General features: G+C 60.2%; 22 protein-coding genes. 12 read left to right on the top strand and 10 right to left on the bottom strand.

Annotation, left to right across the window (positions count from 1 at the left end):
• Nucleotides 1-72: 72 nt before the first annotated feature.
• The 7 genes from AC0JZ4_RS22975 to AC0JZ4_RS22945 all read left to right on the top strand — a co-directional run bounded on the left by AC0JZ4_RS22975 (nucleotide 73) and on the right by AC0JZ4_RS22945 (nucleotide 11,796).
• Complete coding sequence (locus AC0JZ4_RS22975; RefSeq protein WP_471888783.1) at nucleotides 73-2,862, top strand: bifunctional aconitate hydratase 2/2-methylisocitrate dehydratase; 2,790 nt, start codon at nucleotides 73-75, stop codon at nucleotides 2,860-2,862.
• Nucleotides 2,863-3,242: 380 nt separating this feature from the next.
• Complete coding sequence (locus AC0JZ4_RS22970) at nucleotides 3,243-3,752, top strand: RNA polymerase sigma factor (protein ID WP_471888782.1); 510 nt, start codon at nucleotides 3,243-3,245, stop codon at nucleotides 3,750-3,752.
• A gap of 75 nt (nucleotides 3,753-3,827) precedes the next feature.
• On the top strand, nucleotides 3,828-4,829 hold the full coding sequence (locus AC0JZ4_RS22965; protein ID WP_471888781.1) for a FecR family protein: 1,002 nt from the start codon (nucleotides 3,828-3,830) through the stop codon (nucleotides 4,827-4,829).
• A gap of 126 nt (nucleotides 4,830-4,955) precedes the next feature.
• The gene (locus AC0JZ4_RS22960; protein ID WP_471888780.1) at nucleotides 4,956-7,742 is read left to right on the top strand and encodes a TonB-dependent receptor; all 2,787 of its coding nucleotides are present in this window, start codon (nucleotides 4,956-4,958) and stop codon (nucleotides 7,740-7,742) included.
• Between the two features lie 118 nt (nucleotides 7,743-7,860).
• Nucleotides 7,861-8,646: a hemolysin gene (locus tag AC0JZ4_RS22955; protein WP_471888779.1), complete on the top strand. Its 786-nt coding sequence runs from the start codon at nucleotides 7,861-7,863 to the stop codon at nucleotides 8,644-8,646.
• A gap of 17 nt (nucleotides 8,647-8,663) precedes the next feature.
• On the top strand, nucleotides 8,664-10,478 hold the full coding sequence (locus AC0JZ4_RS22950; protein WP_471888778.1) for a type I secretion system permease/ATPase: 1,815 nt from the start codon (nucleotides 8,664-8,666) through the stop codon (nucleotides 10,476-10,478).
• Nucleotides 10,459-11,796 (top strand): HlyD family type I secretion periplasmic adaptor subunit, encoded by a 1,338-nt coding sequence (locus AC0JZ4_RS22945; RefSeq protein ID WP_471888777.1) that lies wholly within the window; start codon nucleotides 10,459-10,461, stop codon nucleotides 11,794-11,796. Before AC0JZ4_RS22950 ends, AC0JZ4_RS22945 begins: the two co-directional genes overlap by 20 nt.
• Before the next feature lie 480 nt (nucleotides 11,797-12,276).
• On the opposite strand, the gene AC0JZ4_RS22940 is transcribed toward AC0JZ4_RS22945, so the two are convergent.
• From AC0JZ4_RS22940 to AC0JZ4_RS22915, 6 genes are read right to left on the bottom strand one after another with little or no spacing between them, the layout of a single operon-like run.
• Nucleotides 12,277-13,434, bottom strand: a complete 1,158-nt coding sequence (locus AC0JZ4_RS22940; RefSeq protein WP_471888776.1) for an aldo/keto reductase — start codon at nucleotides 13,432-13,434, stop codon at nucleotides 12,277-12,279.
• Nucleotides 13,435-13,478: 44 nt separating this feature from the next.
• Nucleotides 13,479-14,474 (bottom strand): alpha/beta hydrolase, encoded by a 996-nt coding sequence (locus AC0JZ4_RS22935; protein WP_471888775.1) that lies wholly within the window; start codon nucleotides 14,472-14,474, stop codon nucleotides 13,479-13,481.
• 38 nt (nucleotides 14,475-14,512) lie between these two features.
• A complete protein-coding gene (locus tag AC0JZ4_RS22930) occupies nucleotides 14,513-14,896 on the bottom strand; it encodes an FMN-binding protein (protein WP_471888774.1) in 384 nt (127 codons plus the stop codon).
• Between the two features lie 13 nt (nucleotides 14,897-14,909).
• Nucleotides 14,910-15,803, bottom strand: a complete 894-nt coding sequence (locus AC0JZ4_RS22925) for an FAD:protein FMN transferase (RefSeq protein ID WP_471888773.1) — start codon at nucleotides 15,801-15,803, stop codon at nucleotides 14,910-14,912.
• 1 nt (nucleotide 15,804) lies between these two features.
• Complete coding sequence (locus tag AC0JZ4_RS22920) at nucleotides 15,805-16,797, bottom strand: aldo/keto reductase (protein WP_471888772.1); 993 nt, start codon at nucleotides 16,795-16,797, stop codon at nucleotides 15,805-15,807.
• A gap of 35 nt (nucleotides 16,798-16,832) precedes the next feature.
• A complete protein-coding gene (locus AC0JZ4_RS22915) occupies nucleotides 16,833-18,251 on the bottom strand; it encodes an MFS transporter (RefSeq protein WP_471888771.1) in 1,419 nt (472 codons plus the stop codon).
• Nucleotides 18,252-18,381: 130 nt separating this feature from the next.
• Here AC0JZ4_RS22915 and AC0JZ4_RS22910 point away from each other — a divergent pair, with 130 nt between their 5' ends.
• Nucleotides 18,382-19,275: a LysR family transcriptional regulator gene (locus AC0JZ4_RS22910; RefSeq protein ID WP_471888770.1), complete on the top strand. Its 894-nt coding sequence runs from the start codon at nucleotides 18,382-18,384 to the stop codon at nucleotides 19,273-19,275.
• Between the two features lie 173 nt (nucleotides 19,276-19,448).
• Nucleotides 19,449-20,480, top strand: coding sequence for an alpha/beta hydrolase (locus tag AC0JZ4_RS22905; protein WP_471888769.1), 1,032 nt, complete (start codon nucleotides 19,449-19,451; stop codon nucleotides 20,478-20,480).
• Between the two features lie 325 nt (nucleotides 20,481-20,805).
• Here AC0JZ4_RS22905 and AC0JZ4_RS22900 read toward each other — a convergent pair whose 3' ends face one another.
• A complete protein-coding gene (locus tag AC0JZ4_RS22900; protein WP_471888768.1) occupies nucleotides 20,806-21,564 on the bottom strand; it encodes an SH3 domain-containing protein in 759 nt (252 codons plus the stop codon).
• A 240-nt stretch (nucleotides 21,565-21,804) separates the two neighbouring features.
• Between AC0JZ4_RS22900 and AC0JZ4_RS22895 the strand changes: the two genes are divergently transcribed.
• Nucleotides 21,805-22,509, top strand: coding sequence for a DUF3313 domain-containing protein (locus AC0JZ4_RS22895; protein ID WP_471888767.1), 705 nt, complete (start codon nucleotides 21,805-21,807; stop codon nucleotides 22,507-22,509).
• A gap of 17 nt (nucleotides 22,510-22,526) precedes the next feature.
• Here AC0JZ4_RS22895 and AC0JZ4_RS22890 read toward each other — a convergent pair whose 3' ends face one another.
• Nucleotides 22,527-23,042, bottom strand: a complete 516-nt coding sequence (locus AC0JZ4_RS22890) for an HdeD family acid-resistance protein (protein ID WP_471888766.1) — start codon at nucleotides 23,040-23,042, stop codon at nucleotides 22,527-22,529.
• A 155-nt stretch (nucleotides 23,043-23,197) separates the two neighbouring features.
• Between AC0JZ4_RS22890 and AC0JZ4_RS22885 the strand changes: the two genes are divergently transcribed.
• Together AC0JZ4_RS22885 and AC0JZ4_RS22880 are read left to right on the top strand one after the other, a co-directional pair.
• Nucleotides 23,198-23,935: a response regulator gene (locus tag AC0JZ4_RS22885; RefSeq protein WP_471888765.1), complete on the top strand. Its 738-nt coding sequence runs from the start codon at nucleotides 23,198-23,200 to the stop codon at nucleotides 23,933-23,935.
• Between the two features lie 7 nt (nucleotides 23,936-23,942).
• A complete protein-coding gene (locus tag AC0JZ4_RS22880; protein ID WP_471888764.1) occupies nucleotides 23,943-25,307 on the top strand; it encodes an ATP-binding protein in 1,365 nt (454 codons plus the stop codon).
• Nucleotides 25,308-25,517: 210 nt separating this feature from the next.
• On the opposite strand, the gene AC0JZ4_RS22875 is transcribed toward AC0JZ4_RS22880, so the two are convergent.
• Nucleotides 25,518-25,853, bottom strand: a complete 336-nt coding sequence (locus tag AC0JZ4_RS22875) for a hypothetical protein (RefSeq protein WP_471888763.1) — start codon at nucleotides 25,851-25,853, stop codon at nucleotides 25,518-25,520.
• A 93-nt stretch (nucleotides 25,854-25,946) separates the two neighbouring features.
• Entirely contained in the window at nucleotides 25,947-26,180 is a 234-nt protein-coding gene (locus AC0JZ4_RS22870) for a cysteine rich repeat-containing protein (RefSeq protein ID WP_471888762.1), read from the bottom strand.
• Nucleotides 26,181-26,539 lie beyond the last annotated feature (359 nt).

Here is a 26,539-nt window from a genome sequence, read left to right as displayed (position 1 = left end):
AAGGCCTATAAACAAACACTGCTTGGTGGTGCTGCGTTTCAGCACCGAAGACATCATGACGTTGGAACTGCGATGACCCTTTACCTGGATTACCTGGCTGAAATCAAAAGCAGAGAAACTCAAGGGCTTGCACCCAAGCCGATCGATGACGGCGGGCTGACCGGCGAAATCATCAGCCTGATCGAAGATACCGGCAGCGAGCACCGTGCGGACGCGCTGAAATTCTTCATCTACAATACCCTGCCTGGCACGACGAGCGCCGCGGGTATCAAGGCCGCCTTCCTGAAAAAGATCATCCTCGGCGAAACGATCGTCCCGGAGATCACCCCGACCTTCGCACTCGAACTCCTGTCGCACATGAAGGGCGGCCCCTCCGTCGAAGTGCTGCTCGACGTAGCACTTGGCGATGACGTCTCGATCGCCAGCCAGGCCGGCGACGTGCTGAAGACACAGGTCTTCCTCTACGACGCCGACATGTTCCGCCTTCGCGACGCCTACAAGGCCGGCAACGCGATCGCCAGGGATGTGCTGGAAAGCTACGCCAAGGCAGAATTCTTCACGAAACTTCCGGATGTCGAGGACGAGATCAAGGTCGTGACCTTCATCGCCGCCGAGGGCGATATCTCCACCGACCTCCTGTCGCCTGGCAACCAGGCCCATTCGCGCTCCGACCGAGAATTGCACGGCCAGTGTATGATCACGCCTGAAGCCCAGGCGGAAATCGTCGCGCTTCAGCAGCAGCATCCCGACAAGCGGGTGATGATGATTGCCGAAAAGGGCACGATGGGCGTCGGCTCGTCGCGCATGTCCGGCGTCAACAACGTCGCTTTGTGGACCGGCAAGCAGTCCAGCCCTTACGTGCCGTTCGTCAACTTCGCTCCGGTCGTCGCCGGCACCAACGGCATTTCGCCGATCTTCGCGACCACTGTCGACGTGACCGGCGGTATCGGCATCAACCTGAAGAACTGGGTCAAGAAGCTCGACGAGAACGGCAAGCCGATCCTCAACAACGACGGCAACCCGATCCTCGAGCAAAAATACTCGGTCGAGACCGGCACGGTTCTGAAGATCGATGCGAAGAACCGGAAGCTGCGCGACGAGAACGGCGAAGAGCTGGTCGACATCGCGTCCTCCTTCACGCCGCAGAAGACGGAGTTCATGAAGGCGGGTTCCTCCTATGCCATCGTCTTCGGCAAGAAGCTGCAGACCTTTGCGGCCCAGACGCTGGGCGTCGAGGCAACCCCGGTCTTCGCTCCGAACAAGGAACTCTCGGTCGAAGGCCAGGGCCTGACCGCTGTCGAAAAGATCTTCAACCGTAATGCTGTCGGTGTCACGCCGGGCAAGGTTCTGCATGCCGGTTCCGACGTTCGCGTCACCGTCAACATCGTCGGCTCGCAGGACACGACCGGCCTGATGACGGCGCAGGAACTGGAAGCGATGGCGGCAACCGTCATTTCTCCGCTGGTCGACGGCGCCTATCAGTCGGGCTGCCACACGGCCTCGGTCTGGGACAAGAAGGCCCAGGTGAACATCCCGAAGCTGATGTCCTTCATGAACAATTTCGGCGTAATCACCGCGCGTGACCCGAAGGGCGTCTACCATTCGATGACCGACGTCATCCACAAGGTGCTGAACGATATCACGGTCGATGACTGGGCGATCATCATCGGCGGCGACAGCCATACCCGCATGTCCAAGGGCGTCGCTTTCGGCGCCGACTCGGGCACCGTGGCGCTGGCGCTTGCCACTGGCGAAGCCACCATGCCGATACCGCAGTCGGTCAAGGTGACCTTCAAGGGTACGATGCAGCCCTACATGGACTTCCGCGACGTCGTGCACGCCACCCAGGCGCAGATGCTCAAGCAGCACGGCGACAACGTCTTCCAGGGCCGCATCATCGAAGTGCATATCGGCACGCTGCTGGCCGACCAGGCCTTCACCTTCACCGACTGGACGGCCGAAATGAAGGCCAAGGCATCGATCTGTATCTCCGAGGACGCGACGCTGATCGAGTCGCTCGAAATCGCCAAGTCGCGTATCCAGATCATGATCGACAAGGGCATGGACAATGCCGCGCAGACGCTCAAGGGCCTGATCGACAAGGCGGATGCCCGCATTGCCGAAATCCGCTCGGGTGAGAAGCCGGCCCTGACCCCCGATGCCAATGCGAAATATTTCGCCGAAGTCGTCGTCGATCTGGACCTGATCGACGAGCCGATGATCGCCGACCCGGACGTCAACAACGCCGACGTATCACGCCGTTACACCCACGACACGATCCGCCCGGTTTCCTATTACGGCGGCAGCAAGAAGGTCGATCTCGGCTTCGTCGGCTCGTGCATGGTGCACAAGGGCGACATGAAAATCGTCGCCCAGATGCTGAAGAATATCGAGAAGGCTGAAGGCAAGGTCGAGTTCAAGGCACCGCTCGTCGTTGCCGCGCCGACCTACAACATCATCGATGAGCTGAAGGCCGAAGGTGACTGGGAAATCCTGCAGAAGTATTCGGGCTTCGAATTCGACGACCTGAAGCCGAAGACTTCCAACCGCACCGAATACGAGAACATCCTCTATCTCGAGCGTCCGGGCTGCAACCTTTGCATGGGCAACCAGGAAAAGGCGGAGAAGGGCGATACCGTCCTTGCTACCTCCACCCGTCTGTTCCAGGGCCGCGTTGTCGAAGACACGGCCGAGAAGAAGGGTGAATCGCTGCTGGCCTCCACACCGCTGGTGGTTCTGTCGGCGATCCTTGGCCGCACGCCGAGCATCGAAGAGTACCGCTCTGCGGTCGAAGGCATCAACCTGACGAAATTCGCTCCGCCGAAGACGACGCCGATCGATGCGCTTTCGGTTCACTACTGACCGTTAGGCCGACGCAAACACACGAATGAAGATCTCCGGGGCGAGGAAAGCCTCCGCCCCGGAGACACCAGGATGTTGCGGGAGAACGCTTTCCAGTATCAGGTGGAGCAAACCCCTATCGCTTAACCAGGCAGGCGCTCCAGAGCAAATCGCCTGCTGGGCGAATTGGATCTCAAATTCTGCCGGCGATCTGTAGCGGTCGCCTCTGTTTCCGCCGTGTATTCAAGAGGCAGGCTTCCGAAAGTCGCGAAGCGCCGATGGCGTGAGACCGGAACACGGAAACAACAAACATCAAAACATGACATTTTTAATCATGATATCTATCAAAGATCGACGGCCTGGTTTATAGCGCGAAAGACATCTATTAGTGGTATTTTCGAATGAGCGCCGACGACGACATCAGGACGGTGGTGTACGCAGAACATCGTTCAACCCTGGTGTCTTACGCCGCGTCGTTCCTCGGTTCGCGGGATGAAGCCGAGGAAGTGGTGCAAGAGGCTTTTGCCAAGCTTAGCCCGGACAGCCTGAAACACATCGATACTCCGCTCGCCTATCTTCGCACGATGGTGCGGAACCTTGCGATCAATCGGCGCAGGCGTCGGCGTTATGAACTTACACAAGCGACCGAGCATGCACCGGATTGGATTCAGCCGCTAAAGCCCCCGTCCCCGGAGCAGGAAACGGTCGACAACGACCAGATGCGCTTGCTCGCTGCGGCGTTGCGCGCGCTGCCCGACAGGACACGGATCATCGTCGAGATGCACAGGTTCGACGGTTACACGTTGCAGGAAATAGCCAACAGGCTGGACATGTCTGTGACCAGCGTTCATCGGGTACTCACATCTGCAATCGCAAGCCTGGCCAAACAAATGAACGCGGGCCTGAAGTAATATGGAAAAAATCACGTCGTTGTTTGTCTATGTTTCTAAAGTTTTGATTTCTCTCGAAAGCCTGGACGGCGGCGCATGACCTCAGACACCCCCGAAATCGAGGACACGTTGCGCGAGGAGGCAGCCGCCTGGTTGCTTGAGCTTGACAGTTCGCACTGTCGCGATGACGAATTCGAACAATGGCTGATGACATCGCCGCAGCATATGGATGCCTGGAGCGACGTCCAATCGACGTGGCAGTTACTGGGAACGATAGGCCCCGGTTATCAACGTTTGACGGCACCTCCTGTCGCAGGCGCTGCTGTTTCGAAGCAGAAAGCGCCGCGCCGGCATAGCTGGCAGAAAAAGACCTTTCGGATCGCTGCTGGCTCGGCACTCGCTGCCATGTTCGGGCTCGCAGCTTTCGCAATTCTGCCGAACGCCATAATCAGGTGGCAAGCGGACTACAGTACGTCTGTTGCGGAAAGCCGAAGCGTGGTGCTGGAGGATGGGAGCATCGTCCAACTCGCCGCCGACAGTGCGCTCAAGGTGGAATTTACCGCGGACCGGCGCGATGTGTCACTCCTGAAGGGGGAAGCCTTCTTCACGGTCACCCACAACACCGAGCGTCCGTTTGTCGTCGATGCCCAGGGCGTGGACATTACGGTCGTTGGTACGGAATTCGATGTGAAACTCGATGACTTTGCGACGCAGGTCTCGCTTGCCGGTGGCGCGGTAAAAGCCTCGCTGAGCGATGGCGAAAACGACCGCCCGCAGTCACTCGCTCCGGGAGAAAGACTAACAGTCGAGCGGCAGACGGGCCGGATGCGCATCGACAGGATTCCCGCCGATGACATCGGCACCTGGCGTGACGGGCGCCTCTTGGTCATCGACGCGAGTGTCGGCGAGGTCGTCGAGAACCTCCGGCGCTATCATACCGCCTGGATAACGATACCCGACCCCGATCTCGCCCAGACTCGCGTGACGGGCATCTACGATCTGAGTGATCCCGATCAGGCGCTGGCCGCGCTGGTCAGCCCGTTTGGCGGCAAGGTCCGCCGCGTGGGCGGCCTGGGGCGGATCATCTCGCGCTTCTGACAGGCTTCTGGCACGCGCGATATTTTTTCAGACGATGCGCGGAAAAATCCGGAAAAAATCATGACTGCATTTGTCTAGATTTCAGGGCTTCCACACAAGCCCGGAAATTGGGGACAAAGGGACACGATGACAGTGTTGGTATCGGGGGCGAGGCGCCGGGGGCGCATCGCAAGAAGTCTGTGTGCGACGACGGCGCTGGTCGCCCTTCAGTTTGCCGGTCTGGACTACGCATATGCTCAACAGGCGCCTGCTGCGCAGGGTGCGGCCATGCGCGAGGCAATGGCTTTCGATATTCCGGCGCTGCCTGTGGCAAGCGCAATCAGCGCATTCAACAGGCAGTCCGGCATTCAGGTCAGCCTTCCAGCCGGGGCCGGCGCGAACGTTATGACGCGGGCGGTTCGCGGCAGCTATACGCCAGCCGACGCGTTGCGGCTGATGTTGCAGGGCACCGGCGTTATCTACCGGTTCGGTCAGTCCGGTGAGGCTATCCTCAATTCAGGCGGCGCCGCGGTCGATGGCGACGAAACAACACTGGACCCGATCGTCCTTCGCGGCGGCCGCCTTGGGCGCGGCTACCAGGGGACGCCGGACGAGGTCTACGAGACGCCGGCCGCCGTCAGCGTCGTCACCCGTCAGGCAATCGAGAACACGCCGGCAGCGCGCAGCGCCGCGGACGTGCTCGATACCGTGTCGGGCCTGATCACCAACCGGGCAGAAGGCCAGAAGCCGGGAATCGCCGTCAACCTGCGCGGCCTGCAGGATATGGGACGCGTGACCACCAGCATCGATGGTGCCCGTCAGAACTTCCAGCGCTCCGGCCACGGCGGTTATCAGCAGATCCTGGTCGATACCGCCTTCATCCGCGAAATCGACATCGAAAAGGGTGGCGTCAATGGCGTGGGCGGCGCGGGGTCGCTCGGTGGCGCGGTCGATTTCCGCACCGTCGGCGCGAACGACCTGCTGCAGGACGGCAAGGATTTCGGCGGCGAGATACAGGCGGAAGTGGGCACCAACGCCTATAATTTCGTCGGCTCGGCTGTCGGCGCGATACGCTTGTCCGACACGTTCTCGCTCGTTGGCGGCATCGCCAAGCGCAATATCGGGGATTACGATATCGGGCAGAACGGGCTTGCCGAGTACCTTGCAGGGAAACAGACCCCAGGCGGCCCGCCTCCCGCTCTTCCGGGGCAGACTGTTGTTGACGACAGCGTCGTGTTCTCGTCGCGAGAAACGTTGAACACGCTTTTCAAGGCAGAGTGGGACATTACCGATGACCTGAGCGTCACCGGCTCCTGGATGCATTACAAGGGAGATGGAGCGACCGGCGGTTTCGGCGCGGGAAGTAGCAGTGATGGCCTGCGAACCAATGCTCAAGGCTATCTCAACGACACGTTCAGTATGACGTTTGAATTCGATCCGGAATCCGAGCTCGTCGATGCACGGCTGAAGCTCTGGTACAACGACACCGCGAACGACGAATCCCGCGAATATGTCAACGGCGACGACGGCACCAGCTATTTCGAGAACTATGCCTACGGGATGAAGAGCTTTGGTGGCAGCTTGGAGAACACCAGCCGGTTTACACTGCCGATCGGCGATCTCGCCTGGCATTATGGGGTGGAAGCCTATCAAGACAAAGGTGAAACGAAAAGCCTGACGCCGGCGGCGGTTGACCAGGGCTACGATGGCGGCTGGGGACTGCGAGGGGCCAACGCGCCGGGAAAGCGATGGGTCGCAAGTGCTTTCACCAGCGCCACCCTGCAGCATGAGGACTGGTTGACGTTGACCGGCGGGCTTCGTTACGACCACTACCGGCTGTGGGGCTCGACCGTCGTCCATGGCAGCAGAACGATCAGCGCGCCGCCCAGCACCTGCCTTCAGTGGCAGGATATCTTCGGTGATGGCGTGCCGGATCCGAACGGCCAATGGGCAAATATTGACGGAAGTATCGTGTACGATGGCCTGGCCCCCAATCCCGGCCCTGGCTTTGATTTCTATCCGGCAGCCTGTGAACTCTGGAGTGCGCCGGGTGTCGACCAGGAGGTCATAGATGCCGTCCCGGTGGATGTAGATCAATCGGACGGGGCCTGGCTTCCTTCCGCAACGATTGCGGTAAAACCCTTTGAATGGCTGCAGCCGTTCATCTCCTATTCGCGTAGCTACAGGCCACCGGCCGTCTTCGAGGCACTGCTTTCCGGCGGTCATCCGGGATTGCCTTTCGAGAACGCCCCGAACCCCTACATTCGTCCCGAGCGGGGTGAGACATGGGAAATTGGTGTCAACATCGCCCAGGACGGCGTCTTCACGGCCGGCGATGCCTTTCGCATGAAAGCGGTCTATTTCCGCCGCGATATCAAGGATTACATTTCACTCGGCTACAACTACTTCGATCCTGTTGGCCGAGAACAAGCCTATCTAACGTCAGTCAATCTGGACGGAACGACCAAGATGCGGGGGCTCGAGCTGGAAGCCAGCTATGATGCCGGCTCCTTCTACGTCGGTGGCTCCTATACCTATATCGATAGCGACTGGGCCGACAGCTACACACCTATACAGACCCCGGGTTCGTCGGACGGTATCGATAACACGCCGGATCCGACCATTCTTTATCTGCCACCGAAAGAGAAATTGACGATCGATGCAGGCGTGCGCCTGTTCGATGAACGGTTGGTGATCGGGGCGCGCCTCAACCATACCAGCGAGACCGAGACCGGCTTTGGCCAGCTGAGCGGCTATACGAACCCGACCTACACGACCTACGATCTCTACGGTTCCTTCGACGTGACACCGCAGGCGAGGCTTCGCTTTGGCATCTCGAACCTGACCGATGAGTTCTACGTACCTTCGCTGGGCATCGAATCCTATCCCGCACCGGGCCGGACCTACACGGCATCGCTGAAAATGCGGTTCTGACGAGATTGGCGTCGGCACTCCAGCCGACGCCGCAAAGACATTCGCGGAAATGCGCAGGGAACCGCGAAAACGAGGTTCGCGAAAAGGCGAACGCATAACAGAAACCAAGGAGATAAACATGGTTGCGACTATCAATCTGACAGGAACGAGCCGCGATCTCGTAGGCTACCTGAATAGCTGGTCGAGCAATTTCGGCTATGATGGCAACGGAGCGTTTAGCCCGACCTTTGCCGCCGCGACCCAATGGTCCGCTGGCAATACGAGCGGTACAACCAATACCGGCGTCATTCTGAACGGCAACTTCGCCTACGTTCCGCCGGGCGGCTTCACAGGTTCCGTAAACAACCTGCAGTTTGGCACGGACCTCAACGGCTCCGCCCTGACCGGCTACAGCCTGGCCTCCACCGGCCTCACCGTTCAGCTCGGCGACGCTCCCAACGCCACATTCACCGGCGCAATCTACTCGCTGTCTCACGGCGGTAATTTTACCGGCCTGACGGCAGCCAGCGGCAACACACAGCCCGGCCTTTACGATTATTTCGGTGAAGTCGGCACTGTTCAGAACGGAACGGCCGCAGCCGATACGCTCTACAGCTTCGACGGCAACGATACGCTGAACGGCGGTGCCGGCCGGGATCGCTTTGTCTTCGACCGCGACATCGATGGTGCTCTCTCCGCCACGATCGGCGAGGACACGGTCACCGGCTTCACCGCCGGCGCAAACGGCGATTACCTGCGCTTTGCACTGCAGAGCACGGCCTTCGATACGTTCGCCGAAGTCTATGCCGCTTCCAGCCAAGTTGGCGCCGATACGGTCATCGATCTCGGCTCGATCGGCGAAATCACGCTCGCCAACGTGACCAGGGCCAATCTGGTCGCCGGCAACTTCGAATTCGTCGCTTGAACCCACGGACTCGAAACTTGTTCGGATTTTCCCAACAGGCGTCGTCGCAGCTCACTGCTGCGACGGTCGTCCCGGCTTCCAGACTGGCAATCCTCGGGATAGCCCTGATCAGCGGCGTTGTAAACGTACTGGCACTGACCTCGCCGCTGTTCATGATTCAGATCTATGATCGCGTTCTGGCCAGCGGCAGCGTGCCGACGCTGGTCGGTCTGGCGGTCCTCGCCGGCGGCCTGTTTGGCGTGCAATGCGTTCTGGATGTCATTCGTGCGCGGGTGCTTTTGCGCATCGGCGAGCGTCTGGACTGCCGTCTTTCGGGCAATGTCTATCAGGCCGTGGTGCGGCTGCCTCTCGTAACGCAGATGCCGGGAGACGGATTGCAGCCACTGCGCGATCTCGACAACGCTCGCGGCTTTCTTGCAGGCCAGGGACCGACCGCCTTCTTCGATCTGCCATGGATGCCGCTTTATCTTGGCATTTGCTTTCTGTTTCACGTCTGGATCGGCGTTACTGCGCTCGCCGGGGCAATGATCCTGATCGCGTTGACGGTCATCACCAATGCGCTTTCGCAGACGCCGGCGCGCGACATCGTTCAGTCGAACGCCGCCCGCAACGGCAGACTGGAGGCCGCGCGCCGCAATGCCGAAGTCATCGCCGCAATGGGGCTGGGCAGACGGCTGGCGGCGCAGTGGCAAGTGTCCAATTCCACCTATCTCGGCGCCAATCGACGGGCCGGTGATGTCACCGCAGTTCTCGGCGGCATCTCCCGCTCGATGCGGCTCGTCATCCAGTCCACCATGCTCGGTGTAGGTGCCTGGCTCGTCATCCGCCAGGAAGTGACAGCGGGCGTGATGATTGCAAGCTCGATCATGATGGGGCGTGCGCTAGCCCCCGTCGACCTTGCGATTTCCAGCTGGAAGCCGTTCTTGATGGCGCGGCTGAGTATGCATCGCCTGGACGCGCTGCTGGCCAAGATGCCGCCTCCCACACCTTCGATGCAACTGCCGGCGCCCAAGCAGGAGTTGCGGGTCGAAAGTGCAACGATCGTGCCGCCCGGAGGGGCGCGGCCATCCGTTCTCGGCGTTCAGTTTTCCGTATCCGCGGGTAGCGCGCTCGGCGTCATAGGTCCTTCGGGCTCCGGAAAATCCACACTGTCGCGCGTTCTTGTCGGAGCCTGGTCTCCCGCTGCCGGAAAGGTCCGGCTTGATGGCGCGAGCCTCGAACAGTGGAATCGCGAACAGCTGGGTCGTCACATCGGCTACCTGCCGCAAGGCGTTGAACTGTTTGACGGCAGCATCGCCCAGAACATTGCCAGGTTCGAGGATGATGTCGATGCGGAGGCCATCGTCGCGGCGGCGCGTGCAGCTGGCGCCCACGACCTGATACTCCGTTTCGAACAGGGTTACGATACACAGATCGGCGAGGCGGGATCGGCGCTTTCCGCCGGACAGCGACAGAGAATCGGGCTTGCCCGCGCGCTCTACCGCGATCCTTTCCTCGTTGTCCTCGACGAACCGAACGCCAATCTCGATACGGAAGGCGAAGCGGCCGTTGTGAAGGCCATCGCCTCGGTGCGTGAGCGCGGCGGCATCGCCGTCATCGTCGCACATCGGCCGAGCGCGATTGCCGCCTGCGACATGGTGCTGATGATGGATGGCGGACAGATGAAGGCTTTCGGCCGACGGGATGCCGTGTTGTCGAAGGTCTTGAAGAAGGATGCGCCCCAGGCCTCATCAGGCTTCAGCGTAACGGGGCAGGGCGTCGTTCCATTGCGCGTCGTCGCCAATCTGGACACAGGCAAGCAGGGAGCAGGCGATGACCTACGATCGGAATAACGGCATGCCGGACCCGAACCTCGAGGGCGGGATTTCCCGGTCCATTCGGCGGCATTTGATTGCAGGACTGTTTTCCTGCGTGCTTCTGGTCGGCGGCGGAGCGACATGGGCTGCCACGACCAGCCTCGCTGGCGCGGTCGTCGCCAGCGGGCATTTCGTCGTCGACAGCTATGTGAAGAAGGTACAGCATCCGACCGGCGGCGTGGTTGGTGAGATCACCGTCCGAGAGGGCGATACGGTGCATGCCGGCGATGTCGTGATGCGGCTCGACGCCACCCAGACCCGCGCCAGCCTTGCAATCGTCACGCGGAGGATCGATGAACTGACCGCCCGCCTGGCACGCCTGGAGGCGGAACGCGACGATCTGGACGCCATCGGCTTTCCCGACTGGCTTGTCGATCGACGCGACCACCCGGACGTCGAGGCCGCTTTGCGTAGCGAAACCCGCTTGTTTGAGTTTCGGCGTCAGTCGAGGGCGGGACATAAGGCACAGCTTAACGAGCGTATCACCCAATTCGAACACGAGATCCGTGGTTTGAAAGCGCAGGAGGACGCTTTCCAGACGGGTATCGAGGTGCTGGACAAGGAGATTGCAGCCCTGTCATCGCTGCGCGTACAGGGCATCGTTTCAGACCAGCGGCTCAATGCCCTCAAAACCCAGGTGGCGACCTTCGGCGGCGAGCGCGGCGAGAAAATTGCCTATCAGGCACAAGCGTCGGGTCGGATTTCCGAGACGAAGCTGCAAATCCTGCAGATAGACCAGGATCTGAAGGCGGAGGTCGGGCGTGAGTTACGCGAAGTTCAGGCCCAGCTCGGAGAATTCATCGAACGCCGGGTTGCGGCAGAAGACGAGTTGAAGCGGATAGATATCGTCGCTCCACAATCCGGCATCGTGCATCAGATGTCGGTTCATACTGTGGGTGGCGTCGTCACACCTGCCGATCCGATCATGCTGATCGTACCGGAAGACGATGATCTGGCGCTGGAGGTCCAGGTTCTGCCGAAGGATATCGACCAGATTCACCTTGGCCAATCGTCTGTCTTGCGCATGTCGGCCTTCAGCCTGCGCACGACCCCTGAACTCAACGCCCATGTGACGCGTGTGGCCGCTGACCTGACGACAGACCAGCGTTCGGGCGTGTCCTATTACCTGATCCGGCTCTCGGTGCCGGCCGCCGAAATTGCACGGCTGGGGGAACTGAGGCTTGTTCCCGGCATGCCGGCCGAGGCGCTGATCCAGACGGGCACACGCACGGCACTATCATTTCTGCTGAAGCCGCTGAATGATCAGATCAGCCAAGCGTTCAGGGAGGAATGAGCTGGTTGTTTCACTATGGCAGCGAAGCAAAAATCGCCGGTTCAAGCGCCATCGAAGCCAGTGGAATAGCTTGCCGCTTGTCCGATTTCGTCCTTCTTGAGCCTTCATGTCGATCGCGCTCCCGACGGGCGGCTTTCCCCTGCACTGAAAAGCTTCCTCGCGCTCTCATTGTCTGACGAAGGACAAGCGGTTGTGGCGGAGTTTTCCGGCGAGACGGAAGGTTACATATGTCTGAGTGACCTCGATCTTCAAGAACAGCGCCATCTGCTTCAAAAACTGTAACATCTACAGGCGCTTGGTCAGGGTTCCGACTGTTCAGGCAGACCAGAAAACCGTCAGCGGTCCGTGACCTAAGTGACCGATGACATGACTAGAAGTCCGAATTTCAAACTTCAGACTCTTCAGCCATGCGCGTGGCACTTCAAATCCCGTCAAGACCTGAGGGCAGCCCGGTACCACGAGCTGCCCATTTCTTCGGTGTTATGATCTTTCAGGCGCTTCAACGTCTGAAAAGGCCAGAACCGCATCCGGAAGTCTCGCCCCCTTGATCTCTATAGCGGCGACCGCCCCGTTGAGTTCGTTTATTTCCGCGGGCGTGAGCCTGACCGACGGTGCCCCGATGTTCTCAATCATATGCGCCATCTGCGTCGTGCCGGGGATTGGGACGATGAACGGCTTCTGTGCCAGAAGCCAGGCGAGTGCGATCTGCCCAAGGCGGGCCTGCTTCCGTTCGGCCCAGGTCCGCAGCAGTTCCACGAGAGCGAGGTTGTTCGGCAGGTTTTCGGGCGAAAAGCGGCCTTCGATACCGCGGATGTCGCCTGGGGCGAACCGAGTTCGCGCATCGATGGCTCCGTTCAGGAAGCCGACACCGAGCGGGCTCCACGGCACGAAGCCGATGCCCAGTTCCTCGCAGACGGGAATGGCTCCGGTTTCCGGGCCACGCCACAGCATCGAGTATTCACTCTGTACAGCGGCCAGGGGAACGGCGGCATGTGCGCGCCGCAACGTGTTCAGGCCCATCTCGCACAGGCCCCAATGCAATACCTTACCCTGATCCATCAGGTCCTTGATCGCACCCGCGACGTCTTCGATCGGAACCTGCGGGTCGACACGGTGCTGGTAGAGAAGATCGATGCGGTCCGTGCGCAACCGCTTGAGCATTCCTTCCACCGCTTGTTTGATGTGGTCCGGGCGGCTGATCAGACCCGGCTTGCGCTCACCTGTCTCCAGGTCGATGTTCCAGCCGAATTTTGTCGCGATGACGATCTGGTCGCGGAACGGCTCGACACCCTCTCCGAGAATGCGCTCGACCTCGTGCGGGCCGTACGCCTCGGCTGCGTCGTAGAAGGTCAGGCCATTGTCGAAGGCCGCGCGGATGATGTTATGCATCTCGGCGCGGGTTGGGATCGTCTGCTGATAGGTCCGGCTCATGTTCTGGACACCGAGGCCAACGCTCGACACGTCCAGCGTGCCGAGCCTGCGTCGGCCTATCGCCGCTCCGGACGCGCCGGCGGCGTTCGTCGGAGACGCCGCCGTCTGGGCAACAGCAATTTCAGTCGTTGCCGTTGCGGCGGCCAATCCGCCAGCCGCCAATAGAATTCCTCGCCTGTTCAGCTTTGGTCCCTGCATGGTTGTCATTTTCGTTTCCCTTTATTGATAGTGAACGAGATACCGTCCCGTCTTCATCTGAACTGCTCCCAGAACCGGGCAGCGACCGTGATCCAGCCTTCGGCGCTCGTACCTGCCCCTGTGCCAAAGCCATGGCCGACGGACGGAAACGTCCTGTACTCGACGGGCCCGCCGATCCGCCGGAGTTCAGCAACTCGACCTTCCATCGACGAGGGAGGCGCAATCCCGTCATCTTCGCCCACGACGACAAAAGTCGGTGGTTCGCTGGTGGAATGATCGGAATGCGCGGTGTAGGCGAGGATGACGGCGGCTGGCTTGGGCAAATCATCGCCTCCGAACGCGGCGACGCCATGTGATCCGATGAACGCCGCCATGCGCGCGCCAGCCGAGCTACCCCAGAGTGAGTAATCCTCGACAGCGACGTCAAGCGTCCCGCCGTTCCTGAAGACAAACGAGATTGCCGCCGCGAGGTCCTGGGTCGCGATCCTGCCACCCTGGCCGACGCGATATTTAAGGACAAAGACGTTGTAACCCTGACGGTTGATTTCGACGGCGTAGGGGAAGCCTTCGTGAACCGAGCCAACATAGGCGAAACCGCCTCCCGGCGAGACAATCGCAAACGGTGCTCCGGGTGTTCCCCTGAAGAAGAACAGGCCGGTGTTCTCCTTCGTTGGGTCCACGCGCTTCTCCTCATCGGAATAGATGTCGTAGAAGATCTTTCGTCCGGCAGCGGCGTCGTCGATCATGCGATTGAGGCCGCCCAGTACTGTCGTCACGTCGACGGCGCTATGATAGGGAAGCAGGGTTCCGATCCGGCTCAGCTTCATTCCCTCATCATAGGCGCGATCATCCCAGGGAAGGGTCCGGCGGGCATATCCCGAAAATGCCGGATGGCGCAGGATATCACCGACAGTGCTGGCTGCAGTTAACTGCCGCCGCTCGACACTGTCAGCTTGCCCGGATGCCGGCATTACGGTTTCCGTAGTGCCAACGGAAGGATCGATCAGGAACGGTAACGAGGCCAGCAGGATGGTCTTGAGACTGGTCAATGATGAGCTCCTTCAATCGGATCTGCTTTCAACACCATTCATCCGCGCGCAGCCTGTTGCCTGATCTGACGTAGGGCATCGTTGAAGCCTTTCGGCGTATTGCTGGAGCCTGCAAGCTTGCGCACCCGAACCTCGTCGATGCGCTTCCCGACCACGACCTTGGGCACGGCCGCCGCGAAGGCACGTTGCAGTTCGAGGGAACGCCGGACATAGGCATGCGGGGTCACCGCGACGGCGGTGATGATGCCGTCCCGCAGCGTTGCCCGGACCGTGATGTGCGAAGGCTGGCCACCATATTCTCCCGTCGCCGTGTACACACCATCGGCATAGGAGCTCTTCCTCACGTCCTGCGCCTCGACTGCTCCGGCGAGGACAAGTGTGAGCGCGGTCGCGAGAAACATTTTCTTCGTCTGGTTTCGCATCATGATTCCTTTCTCAGGTGAAGACGTCGCCGTCGAAATTATCGGAGACTTCGACACGCCCGTCGGCAAACATGCGAACAAAGGAGAAGTCGAAGGCGTTGGTCAGTCGCTGTGTCGGACCGAAGAAGAGCGCGGTTGCCAGACCGTCGGCCGTCGCCGCGTCGTCGGCGATCGCCCAGGTGGCGATCACATCGCCCGTCGGCAATCCCGTGCGTCCATCAAGCACATGGTGCAGGCCATCGCCCCATCGCCGCCGATTGGATGCCGATGCACAGATGGAGGCGCTCATCAGATTTGCGACCCCGATCACCATGCCCGGATCGACAGGGTGTTCGAGACCAATGGCGAGCGCGGTATCGCCGCGGTGGCGCAAGTCACCGCTTGCGTCGATGACGAACTCATAGATCCCGTCTGCGGTCAGGACGTCGCTAACGAGATCAATGAGCCTGCCTTTTCCGACAGCTCCGAGATCGATGACCAATGGCGCCCGTGTTGTCAGCATCTCACCTTCGCGGCGGACGTCTCGAGACCAGATTGGACGACACCGCGACAGCGAGGCGAAGGCTTGCCCGCTGGGCTGCAACGAATAGTCGGGGTCATATCCGAGCAGTTCGAGGGCACGGCCGACAAGCGGATCGACTGCCCCGTCCGTTGCCGCATGAAGGCGGTCGTAGAGATCGAACATCGGGATCGACTCGGAAGGAAAGCTGAAAGTTCCTCCCTGCGAGGCCTTCGCGATCTGTGAGATGAGCGTGTCCGGACGGAAACGCGAGTATACGCTGTCGAAGTGCTCGACCATATCGAGAATGCGTGCTCTGGCCTCAATCGAAAGCGGGGCAGGCGTGTCGATCTCCCAGGACGTACCTATGGCATCAAAGTCGAACCGGGAGGTCAACACGCCGTCCATGTCAGAGACCCGTCATCTTCAGGACCGCTTCAGGAAGCCTCGCGCCGACGACTTCAAACCTGCCTAGAACCGCCTTGATTTCCGCCATGTCGGCAGCGTTCAGTTCCAGATCGACGCTGCCGAGGTTCTCTTCCAGGCGATGCTGCTTGGTCGTACCGGGGATCGGCACGATCCATGGGTTTTGTGCCAGGAGCCACGCCAGGGCGACCTGTGCGGGTGTGGCGCCTTTTCCGGCGGCGATCGATGTGATGGCCGCGACCAACGAAAGATTGGCCTTGCGCGCCTCGGGATTGAAACGCGGCACGGCGTTGCGGAAATCGGCGGCATCGAACGTGGTGTTTTCGCCGATCTTGCCCGTGAGCAGGCCGGCACCAAGTGGCGTAAACGGCACGAAGCCGATGCCGAGTTCTTCGAGTACCGGCAGCAGCTCGGTCTCAGGGCCGCGCCAGAACAGTGAGTACTCGCTCTGGACTGCGGCAACTGGCTGGATAGCATGCGCCTTGCGGATCGTTCCAACTCCCGCTTCGGAGAGACCGAAATGCCTGACCTTGCCTTCGGCGATCAGATCCTTCACAGCCCCTGCGACATCCTCGATCGGCACGGCCGGATCGACGCGATGCTGATACAGGAGATCGATGCAGCCGGTCCTGAGCCGCTTCAGACTTGCCTCCGCGACCGCCCTGATATGCTCCGGACGGCTGTTGGTGCCGCCACGCCGCTCGCCCGTTTCAAGATCAATGTCGAAGCCGAATTTGGTGGCGATGACAACCTTGTCGCGGATCGGGGCGAGTGCCTCGCCGACGAGTTCCTCGTTGAAGAACGGGCCGTAGGCTTCTGCCGTATCGAACAGGGTCACGCCCTGATCATGGGCGAAGCGCATCAGCCTGATCATTTCGCCCTTGTCGGCAGCAGGCCCGTAAGCCGAGCTCATGCCCATGCAACCGAGGCCGAGAGCCGAGACTTCGAGGTCTTTTCCGAGTGTGCGCTTATCCATCTGTCTTCCTTTCGAAATGCTCATTCCAGTCTAGATCAGGTCGGCGTCGACGCGCTTTCGAGCCGGGGTCTCGGACGTGCCATGAACACGATGGCCAGGATCAGGGTTGCGGCGATAAGTCCCGATCCGGTCTCCATCGCCACGCTTGCACGTCGGGCAAGGAGGTCGGCTCCCTGAAGCCCCGATGACGCAAAGGCGGCCACCGCAACGAGAACACCGAGACCGAGTGAGCTGCCAAGCTGGTGGGCGACATTGACGACACCAGATGCCGCACCCGCCCGCTCGGAAGGCACGCGGACGATGCCGGAGGCGGTCAAAGGTCCCAGCGCGCCGCCCTGGCTGGCCCCGATCAGCATCATCGGGATGACGAGACCAAGGAGTGTTGCCTGATCCATGGCGAAACTTAGCCAGAACATACCGATCAAACCGGCAACAAGGCTCGAAACCAGCACGTTCCCCGCCCCGTATCTTGCAATCAGGCGGGGTGCTGACATCGCGACGATGAAGTTGACGACCGTCGTCGGGAGAAATGCGATGCCTGCCTCGGCGGAACTCATTCCCATGACACTCTGGAGGAATTGGGCGACGAAGAAATAGAACCCGACATTTGCCCCTAGGAACAGCGCGCGGGCGCCATAGGCGGCGGAACGCTCCCGATCGACAAATAGGGACAGAGGCATGATCGGCTGGCCTGCGCGGCTTTCGACAAAGACGAATACGATCAGCATGGCGAAGCCAAAAGCCGTCCAGGCCTGTGTCATCACGTCGGACCACCCCGTAGAGGCCGATCGGATCACACCATAGACAAGTGCAACGATACCCAACGTCGAGGTGATCGCACCCGCGATGTCGAAGGTTCCGGAGTTTCGATCCGTCTCATGGATGTAGCGTTTCGCGGCAATCATCATGGCGATGCTGATGGGCAGGTTGATGAAGAAGCCCACGCGCCAGGACAACCCGTCGGCGAGAAGCCCACCGATAACCAGTCCCAGTGCCGCAGACACTCCGGCGGCGGCGGCATAGTAGGAGACGGCGCGGGTGCGCTCCGGCCCCGCCTCGAAATTGGTTTGCAGAAGCGCCAGCGTGGAGGGGGCAAGGATAGCAGAGCCTATGCCCTGCAAGGCTCTCGCGGCAATCATCACCGCCGGAGACTGGGACAGGCCGATTACAAGGGAGGCGAAGGCGAAAATCGTCAATCCGACAAAAAGCATCCGTCGCCGACCGAGAATGTCGCCGGCCCTTGCACCCAGAAGAAGACACCCGCCAAAGGCAAGCGTGTATGCGGTAGAGACCCACGACAGCCCGGCATCAGTGAAGTTCAACTCGGCATGGATCCTTGGCAGACCCGTCAGCACAATGGAGATGTCGAGGACGATCATCACGTAGCTGATCAGGATGATCGCAAGGATGGCGGTCTTGTTTGCAGGCTCGGTCGCCCGGGGTGTGTTTGGCATTTCGTCATCCGTTCATGTCGGCAGTGCCATCCCCCGCGGCAATGCGTCGTTTCCATAGATGAAGATATCGCTTGCTGACCCTTTGGATTAGAGGCAGTAATCGGCATGACTTCATAAGAGGAGCTAATAAATGCCGCAGGAGAACTTCAACGATCTCGTCGCCTTCGTTACCGTTGCGCGGGAGGGGAGTTTCACCAAGGCGGCGGTAAAGCTCGGTGTCTCGCAGTCGGCGTTGAGCCAGACCGTGCGGAGCCTTGAGGAACGCCTGGGACTCCGGCTTCTGACCCGCACGACAAGAAGCGTTTCACCCACCGATGCGGGAGAACGTCTTCTGCGCACGGCCGGGCCGCGGTTCGAGGAAATCCAGGCAGAACTGTCCGCCTTGAGCGAGATGCGCGACAAGCCCGCGGGCACGATCCGCATCACGGCGGGTGAGCACGCCGCAATTTCACTGTTGGCCCCGGCACTCGATAAGTTTCTTCCGGACAATCCGGATGTCAAGGTAGAGATCACGGTCGACTATGGCCTGACCGACATCGTTTCGGAGCGCTATGATGCGGGTGTGCGCCTCGGTGAGCAGCTTGCCAAGGATATGATCGCCGTCAAGATCGGCCCTGAGATGCGTATGGCGGTAGTCGGATCGCCGTCCTATTTTCGACGAAATCCGTGGCCGGAAATTCCACAGGATCTCACCCGCCACAACTGCATCCAGATTCGCATGCCGACCCATGGCAATATTCTTCAGTGGGAATTCGAGAAGGACGGCCATGAACTGAACGTGCGCGTCGATGGGCAAGTCGTCTTCAACAACGTCGCCATGCGGATGGACGCTGCCCTGCGCGGCCTGGGACTGGCCTACATGCCGGAAGATCTGGTCGAGCACCATATCCGTGCGGGAAGGCTCGTTCGCGTCCTCGAGGACTGGTGTCTGCCATTTCCAGGCTATCACCTCTATTATCCAAATCGGCGGCATGCATCGCCGGCGTTCAGTCTGGTTCTGGAAGCACTGCGATACCGCGGGTAGCGCTCAAATAAACTGAATGTGATTAATAAGGAGGACTAATGCCTTCAATCACAAATCGCTATCTAATCGGTAGAATGCGTGTCAGCTAGCCTTCTTCCAACTTCATGTTGTGAGATCCCATGCCGAGCATCCTGTCCAGAATACTTGTCCCCCTTGTCCTATCGACGGCCGTTATGGCCGCAACGACAGCAAGCGCCCAAACGAAAGTCAGGCCGGAACCGCTGGTCATCCAGGAGCAGGGCAGCTTCGCGGTCGGAGGCACTGTGGTGGCGACGCCGGGGACCTACAACAACAACGCTCCGACCGTTGAAGGCCAGTCGATCCACGGAGACCATGCCTACGTCTCCTATCAGGTTCCTCAGAATTCGAAGCCGTTGCCGATCATCATGCTGCACGGGGCCTATCAGTCTGCGCGGAGCTGGGAGACGACCCCTGACGGCCGCGAAGGTTTTCAGACTATCTTCTTGCGTCGTGGCTACCCCGTTTATCTCGTCGATCAGCCGCGCCGCGGACGTGCAGGAAACAGCACGGTCGCCACGACGATCGAGCCGACGCCCTACGACCAGCTCTTCTTCGACCAGTTCCGCCTCGGCAAGTGGCCCGACTATTACCAGAACGTCCAGTTTGACCGCGATCCCGCCGCTCTCGACCAGTTCTTTCGCTCCGTCACGCCGAATACGGGACCATATGATGCCAACGTGATCTCCGACGCGATATCGGCACTGTTCGACAAGACCGGTCCGGGTATCCTGTTCACACATTCACAGGCTGGCGGTCCAGGCTGGCTCAGCGCGATCAAGAACCCGAATGTGAAGGGCATTATCGCGTTCGAACCCGGCAGCGGTTTCATTTTCCCGGAGAGCGAGGTGCCGGCCGACATGCCCAGCGCCGCCGGCACGCTCAAGGGCGAGGCCGTTCCGGTCTCCGACTTCGAGAAGCTCACCAGACTGCCGATCGTCATCTACTACGGCGACAATTTCCCGATCGAACCGACCTCCGAGCGCGGTCAGGACAACTGGCGGGTTTGTCTCGCGATGGCAAAGCTCTGGGTAGAGACCGTCAACAAGCACGGCGGCGACGCGACGCTTGTTCATCTGCCCGATATCGGCATCAAGGGCGGGACCCATTTCCTGATGTCGGACCTGAACAATGTCGAGATCGCCGACCAGGTGTCCAAATTCTTGGCGGACAAGAATCTGGACTGATCCATAGTCACGCCGGCACACAGGCCCGAGATGTGCCATCCCGAACAGCAAGGGGCCAGCCAATGGCAAACGAAATCATCAAGACAAGAAGGCACGAGTTGCTCATCCGATCGATTTTCTCGTGAAAGAGCCGCCCTCATCGTGCTCGACGCGCCTGAAACTATCGCAGGTGGATGGGAGAAATTCTCCCACCCACCTGCGATCTCACCTGCTTTGACCGGCTCGTCTGGCGATTGATCCCGGATTGGCCAGGCAGGAATTGCATCGATCAGGAGCATGCCGGATTTGCGCCATCAGAACCGCCGCAATGTTGCATACAATATGATCAGCGGCGATCGAACGAACCATGCCGGATGGCCGTGTTTCCGCGAGGTCCGCGGGTTACCGACGCACCTGCGCATTTTTCGGGACCGCAGCCGCCGACAGCCGCGCGGCCGCCGCCATTTGGCCCACGGGTGACTGCCGCCCCGCCGAAATTTCCATCGCCATCTGCGCCAACCACGGCGGCGCGTCCGCCTCCATGCGGGCCACGGGTAACGGAAGCGGCCCCGCAACCATTGCCGTTACATCCGGCGACAACCCTGCGCGATGCATCGTGATGATATCGGTCCCAGTGCCCGTACCAGGATCTGGAATGGTAATGTGCGTCCCAATAGGCGACGCTGAATGCCACTGTGGCAATACCGACCACGGGAACGATCGATGCTGTCAGGACCGTCGGTTGGCCCTTGTAGACAACGTGAATGTAGGTCGCGGAAACCCAGCCACGAGCGCCGCCCCAGCTTACATCGCACCAGGAATTATCGGCCATGCAGCCATAGACCGCGAGTGACGCATTGCCGGGCATCACGGTCACCACCGGGTATCTGGTACTCGGCCCGGCGCGCATGTTGACCGAGGTGACCGCGACGCCGCTGGTTGCTGCAAACGCAGCCGTCGGTCCACCGGCGCAGACCGCGACCAGAAAGGCCGCGATCGTGTACGCGAGGGGCTTCTTGCATGCCGAGGCAGACCGGGATGGCAGGCCTTCACCGCGTATCGATCGTCTTGTGTTCTGAATTTCGATGCCGTGTTCACAGATCATCGGGGCTTCTCCTTTGAGGATTTACGCGCCGATATTCGCCCCACTTCTTTGAAGCGGAATTTCAGGTTTGCTGCCGAATGTTGCAGCTGCGCAGGCTGCTGCTGCAACAAACCGTAACAATCATGAAATACGCCCGAAAAGCCTCTGGCCGCTTTTATGTCGCTCTTTCTGCGCCCGTGTCCCGTCAAGCGACGGTCGCACCGGTTGGTGTCGCAAGAGCGAGGAGACTGGACAGCCGCCATGTCACGAAACACGCATTCCCGCCACCGGATGACGATCGCTTTCGGCCTCTGCGCCCTGTGCACCGCCTGCGCGACCAAGCCCGCATTGTATCGAGATCTGTCGTCGAGCGCCCAATTGCGCCAAAGTAACGGAAAGGCGGACAAACGCGTTGCGTACAATACCTATATCGATGCCGCCCGCCTCAAGGGTTTCAGTTCGATCGTCGTCGAACCGGTTCAGGTCTATCGGGGCGACGATCATCAATTCGGTGCCCTTTCCGAGCAGTCCAGGATCGAGCTGGCGCGCCACGCCGAACTGCATTTCAAACGCGAACTGGTCCGCCGGCGATTGCTCGTCGCGGCGCCTCGATCGGGCGCCTTGAGGATGCGGGTGACGATTACGGGCGCAGAAAGCAGTGTTCCGATCCTCAGCACCGCGACGAAACTCACGCCGGTCGGCTTTGCCATGAACGGTCTGCGTTCGGTCGGCGGAAGGGAAGGGAATTTCTCCGGCGCGGTGATCTTTGCCGTCGAGCTGTTCGATCCAGCCGACGGAAAGCTCGTCCATGCCTTCGTGACGCGGCAATATCCCAATGCACTGAACATTCCAGCGACGATCCGGCCGCTTGATGCGGCGAAGGCCGGCCTCGAGCGCGGCGCCTCGACCACGGCCACCGCCCTTCAGCAGCTGATGGGCACCACGAAGAGCACATCGGGAGGCTGAATATGGAGGCGTACAACCTAATGCAGGTCGTCATTCAAGCGCGGAAAATTGACCTTCAGGGAAAAGCTTATGAACCCTGCGCCATAGATCACGAGGTCCAAGGCGATCAGGATGCCGGCAATCATCAGGCCGTTATCGGGCCATCTGGACATCAGGAAGGCGCCCGCGCAGATTGTTGCAAGCCCGGAGGCGACCAGCCAGATCCAGCCATTGAGGTGCCGCAGACGAAAGCCACAGTAACTCCTCAGCGCCCCGGTTGCGATCATGCCGGCGAAAAAGACGAGAGCGAGGACGCCCAGCTGCCGGGATGGCTCGGTCAAAGCAAGTGTGCCGAAGACGGCATAGAAAATAAGGGCGGGAAGCCATACGAGAAGTCGCAAGCGTTCTCGGGTCTGCCATGCGGCGGCGAACTGTATCGCGCTGGTCGCGCACAGCATCAATCCGATCACGGACCAGCTGATCGATGCGAGCGCCGCGATGTTGCAGAGGAAAATACACCCGCAGGCGAAACTCATGATGCCGACGACAAGCATGGTCCCCTGTCGCCGCCTCAAAGTGATGGCGTATCGATGATGAGCTGTGTGTATCATGACGATCTCCCGGATAAGGTGAAGACGTCGATGATGAAGCCCGGTTTTTTCCCGACTATTCCGTAACAGTTACAGAATGTTGCCGTCAGGCACGGTCAATGAAGGGTATGGTGGTGATGGAAGATCCGGTAAAAATCCTGATTGTCGAAGACGATCCCGAGATTCGCGATCTGCTTGACGAGTTCCTGACGCAGGAAGGGTACGAAGTTCGAACGTCCGAGGGCGCGGCGGCTGCCGACCCGCTGGTCGAACGCCGGTGGCCCGACCTCATCATACTCGACGTGATGATGCCGAGGGAGGACGGCCTATCCTTCTGCCGCCGCATCCGGGCCCGCTCGCAGGTTCCGATCATCATGCTGACCGCAAAGACGACCGATATCGACCGGATCGTCGGCCTGGAATTCGGCGCGGACGACTATGTCGCCAAGCCGTTTAATCCGCGTGAGCTGTTGGCCAGAGTAAGAGCCGTGCTGCGACGAACCAACGGGTCGGTCTCACAGACGGTTGCGTCGAGCAGGATCAAACGATTTTCGGGGCTTGTCGTGGACCCGGAGGCGCGGACGATCTACACCGAGGACAATCGTTCCGTGCCACTGACGACCACCGAGTTTGATCTCCTGGCATGCTTCCTCGAACGCCCGAGGCGTGTGCTAACGCGTGACCAACTCCTTGATCTGACGCGCGGTGCTACCACTGAGACATACGACAGGACGATCGATGTCGCAGTGTCGCGGCTGAGGACGAAGCTCTCGGCAGTGCTGCCACCGAATACCCAGGTCATCACCACGGTGCGCAATGCGGGCTATCTGTTCAACCCGCTTGTCACGGACGGATGAAACAACCATGAGCCAGATCGGTATCGTTGCGCGGATCGCGATGATCGTCACAGCCGCGCTGTTCATCAGCCAGCTGGCGGTCATCATCTCCTACGTATGGCAGGCCCAGAGAACGCCTCTACCTCCCTACGCCATTGCCGAGAGAATTGTTGCCGTCGTCCGGCTGCTCGACAGAACGGCCAGCGAGGACAGACCGGATACTCTGGCCGTCGCAAGCGTCGAAGGGTTTCAGGTGGGGATACTCCCGACTGTTCCTGCATCCTTCGAAGATAACCTCGGATTTTCTCGGATGCGGCTTGTGGCGCAAACGGCAATCGATGACTACGCCCCAGGCCGGTCCGTGCGGACAGGTTATCTGGACCCGGCTCATGCAGCTTCCGATGGTCTCGCCATAAGTTTCGCTGTAGCGCTTCAGACCGGGGAAGTGGCGATTTTCACAGTTTCAGACAATACGACACTGCGGGTCTTCAATCTGCCTGTCGGCTTCATCGCCGGATTTTTCGGGTTGGCGGTGGCGATGATCGCCGTTCTGGCCGTGGCGCGCGAGACGCGGCCGCTCGCCCGGCTTGCAGAGAACATCGATGAACTTGGCAACCGGATCGAGCCCATCGAAGTCGCGGAAAAGGGCGCACGGGAGCTTCGGACCCTGATCCGCGCCGTCAACAACATGCAGCAGCGAATACTGTTGGTCGTTGGCAATCGAACCCTGTTTCTGGGTGCGATCTCGCACGATCTCAAGACCTATCTCACCCGTTTTCGCCTGCGGCTGGAAATGATGCCCGCCGGCACGCACCGAGACCGCGCGGTGCACGATGTCGAGGCCATGGAGCAGATCCTTGACGATGTGCTGCTGTTTGCCGGCGATGCGTCGTTCAACGCTCGAGGTGAAAACCTCGATCTCGCAGCCGTCGTGAGCCGTTGCGTGGCTGAAGCAAATCATCCTCATGCCAAGATTCGTCTCGTGTCGGTGCCCGGTGCGCTCAACGTGCGCATCGCGGAGCGATCATTATACCGAGTGATCGACAATCTTCTGTCGAACGCTCTACGCTATGGCAGGCAGGCGACGGTCACGGTGGAGCGCAGGCAGGCCATGGCCTGCATCGTGATCGAAGACGAAGGCCCCGGAATTCCCGAGGCCGATATCGGTCTGGTCTTCGAACCTTTCTTCCGCGGCGAACCCTCACGAAACCGGGCCCATGGTGGAACAGGGCTTGGCCTGTCGATTGTCCGGCAGATCCTCGATGCCCATGGCGGGACGATCATCCTGACGAACCGGCAGGACAAGCACGGACTTCGCGCCACGGTTCTCCTGCCGCTCTCGGAAGGCGTTGGAACCAAGATAACGGCTTCCGCAGCGCCGGCCAAAAAATGAGATACGCCAACCACTTGGACAAGGCGGCGATCTTATCCTCGTAACTCATCGATGGAGCAACGGTCTTGTGGCACATTCACCGAAACTATCGAAGGCGGACATACTTCGTGATCCACCGATCCGACCACTCATGCATTCTGACGGTGCCATGCGTTCCGGCAAGAGCGGTGCAGACGTCCGGGCAGCTTGCCGCGACGCAGACGATTGCGCTCATATCCTTCTCTGCTCGTCCATTTCAGAAAGCCCTCCCGCGTTCCCCCTCAATGAGGGCGTGCTTTCTTTCAGGTCGTCCTCGGCGATCAGCAGGCAGTCGAGCAGCTGTTCACGCAGTTCGAGCAGGGCGTCCTCGAAGACATCCCCCGCACGTCCGAACTTATAGGCAAGGTCCGAGACCTCGATGAATGCGACAGCCTCCACCTCGCATTCCGATGCGATTGCCTGCCTCTCCGAAGCCTTCCCGACATCGCTCGCGTAAGGCGATGCGGCGAAGGCAGTCATGGCTCCGAGGAAAAACCCTCCGAAAGCGGTCGTGGTGATAAGATACATGAGTGTCAGCTCGCTTTGGCAATGTTCGCGTGAATCCACCCGTTCGAGAGGTTGTCTGGCTCGAACGGGCGGTGCGATACATCTCGGGTTTCGTTACTGCTTCTGTGCCAGAGCGGCGATCGTTGCAGAGCACTGCGCCGATAGCTTGTCCTGGTTCTGCTTGACGCATTGCATCAGGCCGCCATTCCCCGGCTTCACATCCGCGCAAAGCTTCTGGATATCCTGTTTGCAGTTGTCGCGAAGAGCCGCTCTGTCTGACATCGACATCTGCTGCGCCGATGCAAGGCCGGCCGAGGCGAACAGGAATACGGAAACATACCTGATCATTTTAGGGGTCCTTTTGGTCTGGCCCGGACCGTTCCAGGCTTTGACATGCCGCGAGATCGCCACCGGGACGCGTCTCGCTCACGAGGTTCGCGGGCAGGCCATCGCCAGTCCTGCTGGCGGTGGTTGCCCGCTGAACAGACCTTCACACGCTTAATTTGGCCGTTGATGTCGGAATGATTTCGATTTGTTGCAGAATGCGGCCCCCCGGCCGCAAGCGCGTGGAAATCGGTCTTTGCCGACGACAAACGTTCGGCGCATGAGCAACTATAAAGTGGCCAAGGCAGACGCCGCCCCTGAAACACTTCGCAACAGGATTGAAATCGTGGCAGCGCTCTTCGCTGCCAGCATGGCTCGACGTC

This window comes from [Rhizobium] kunmingense (assembly GCF_977018605.1).
This window is presented reverse-complemented; position numbering and strand designations above follow the sequence as displayed.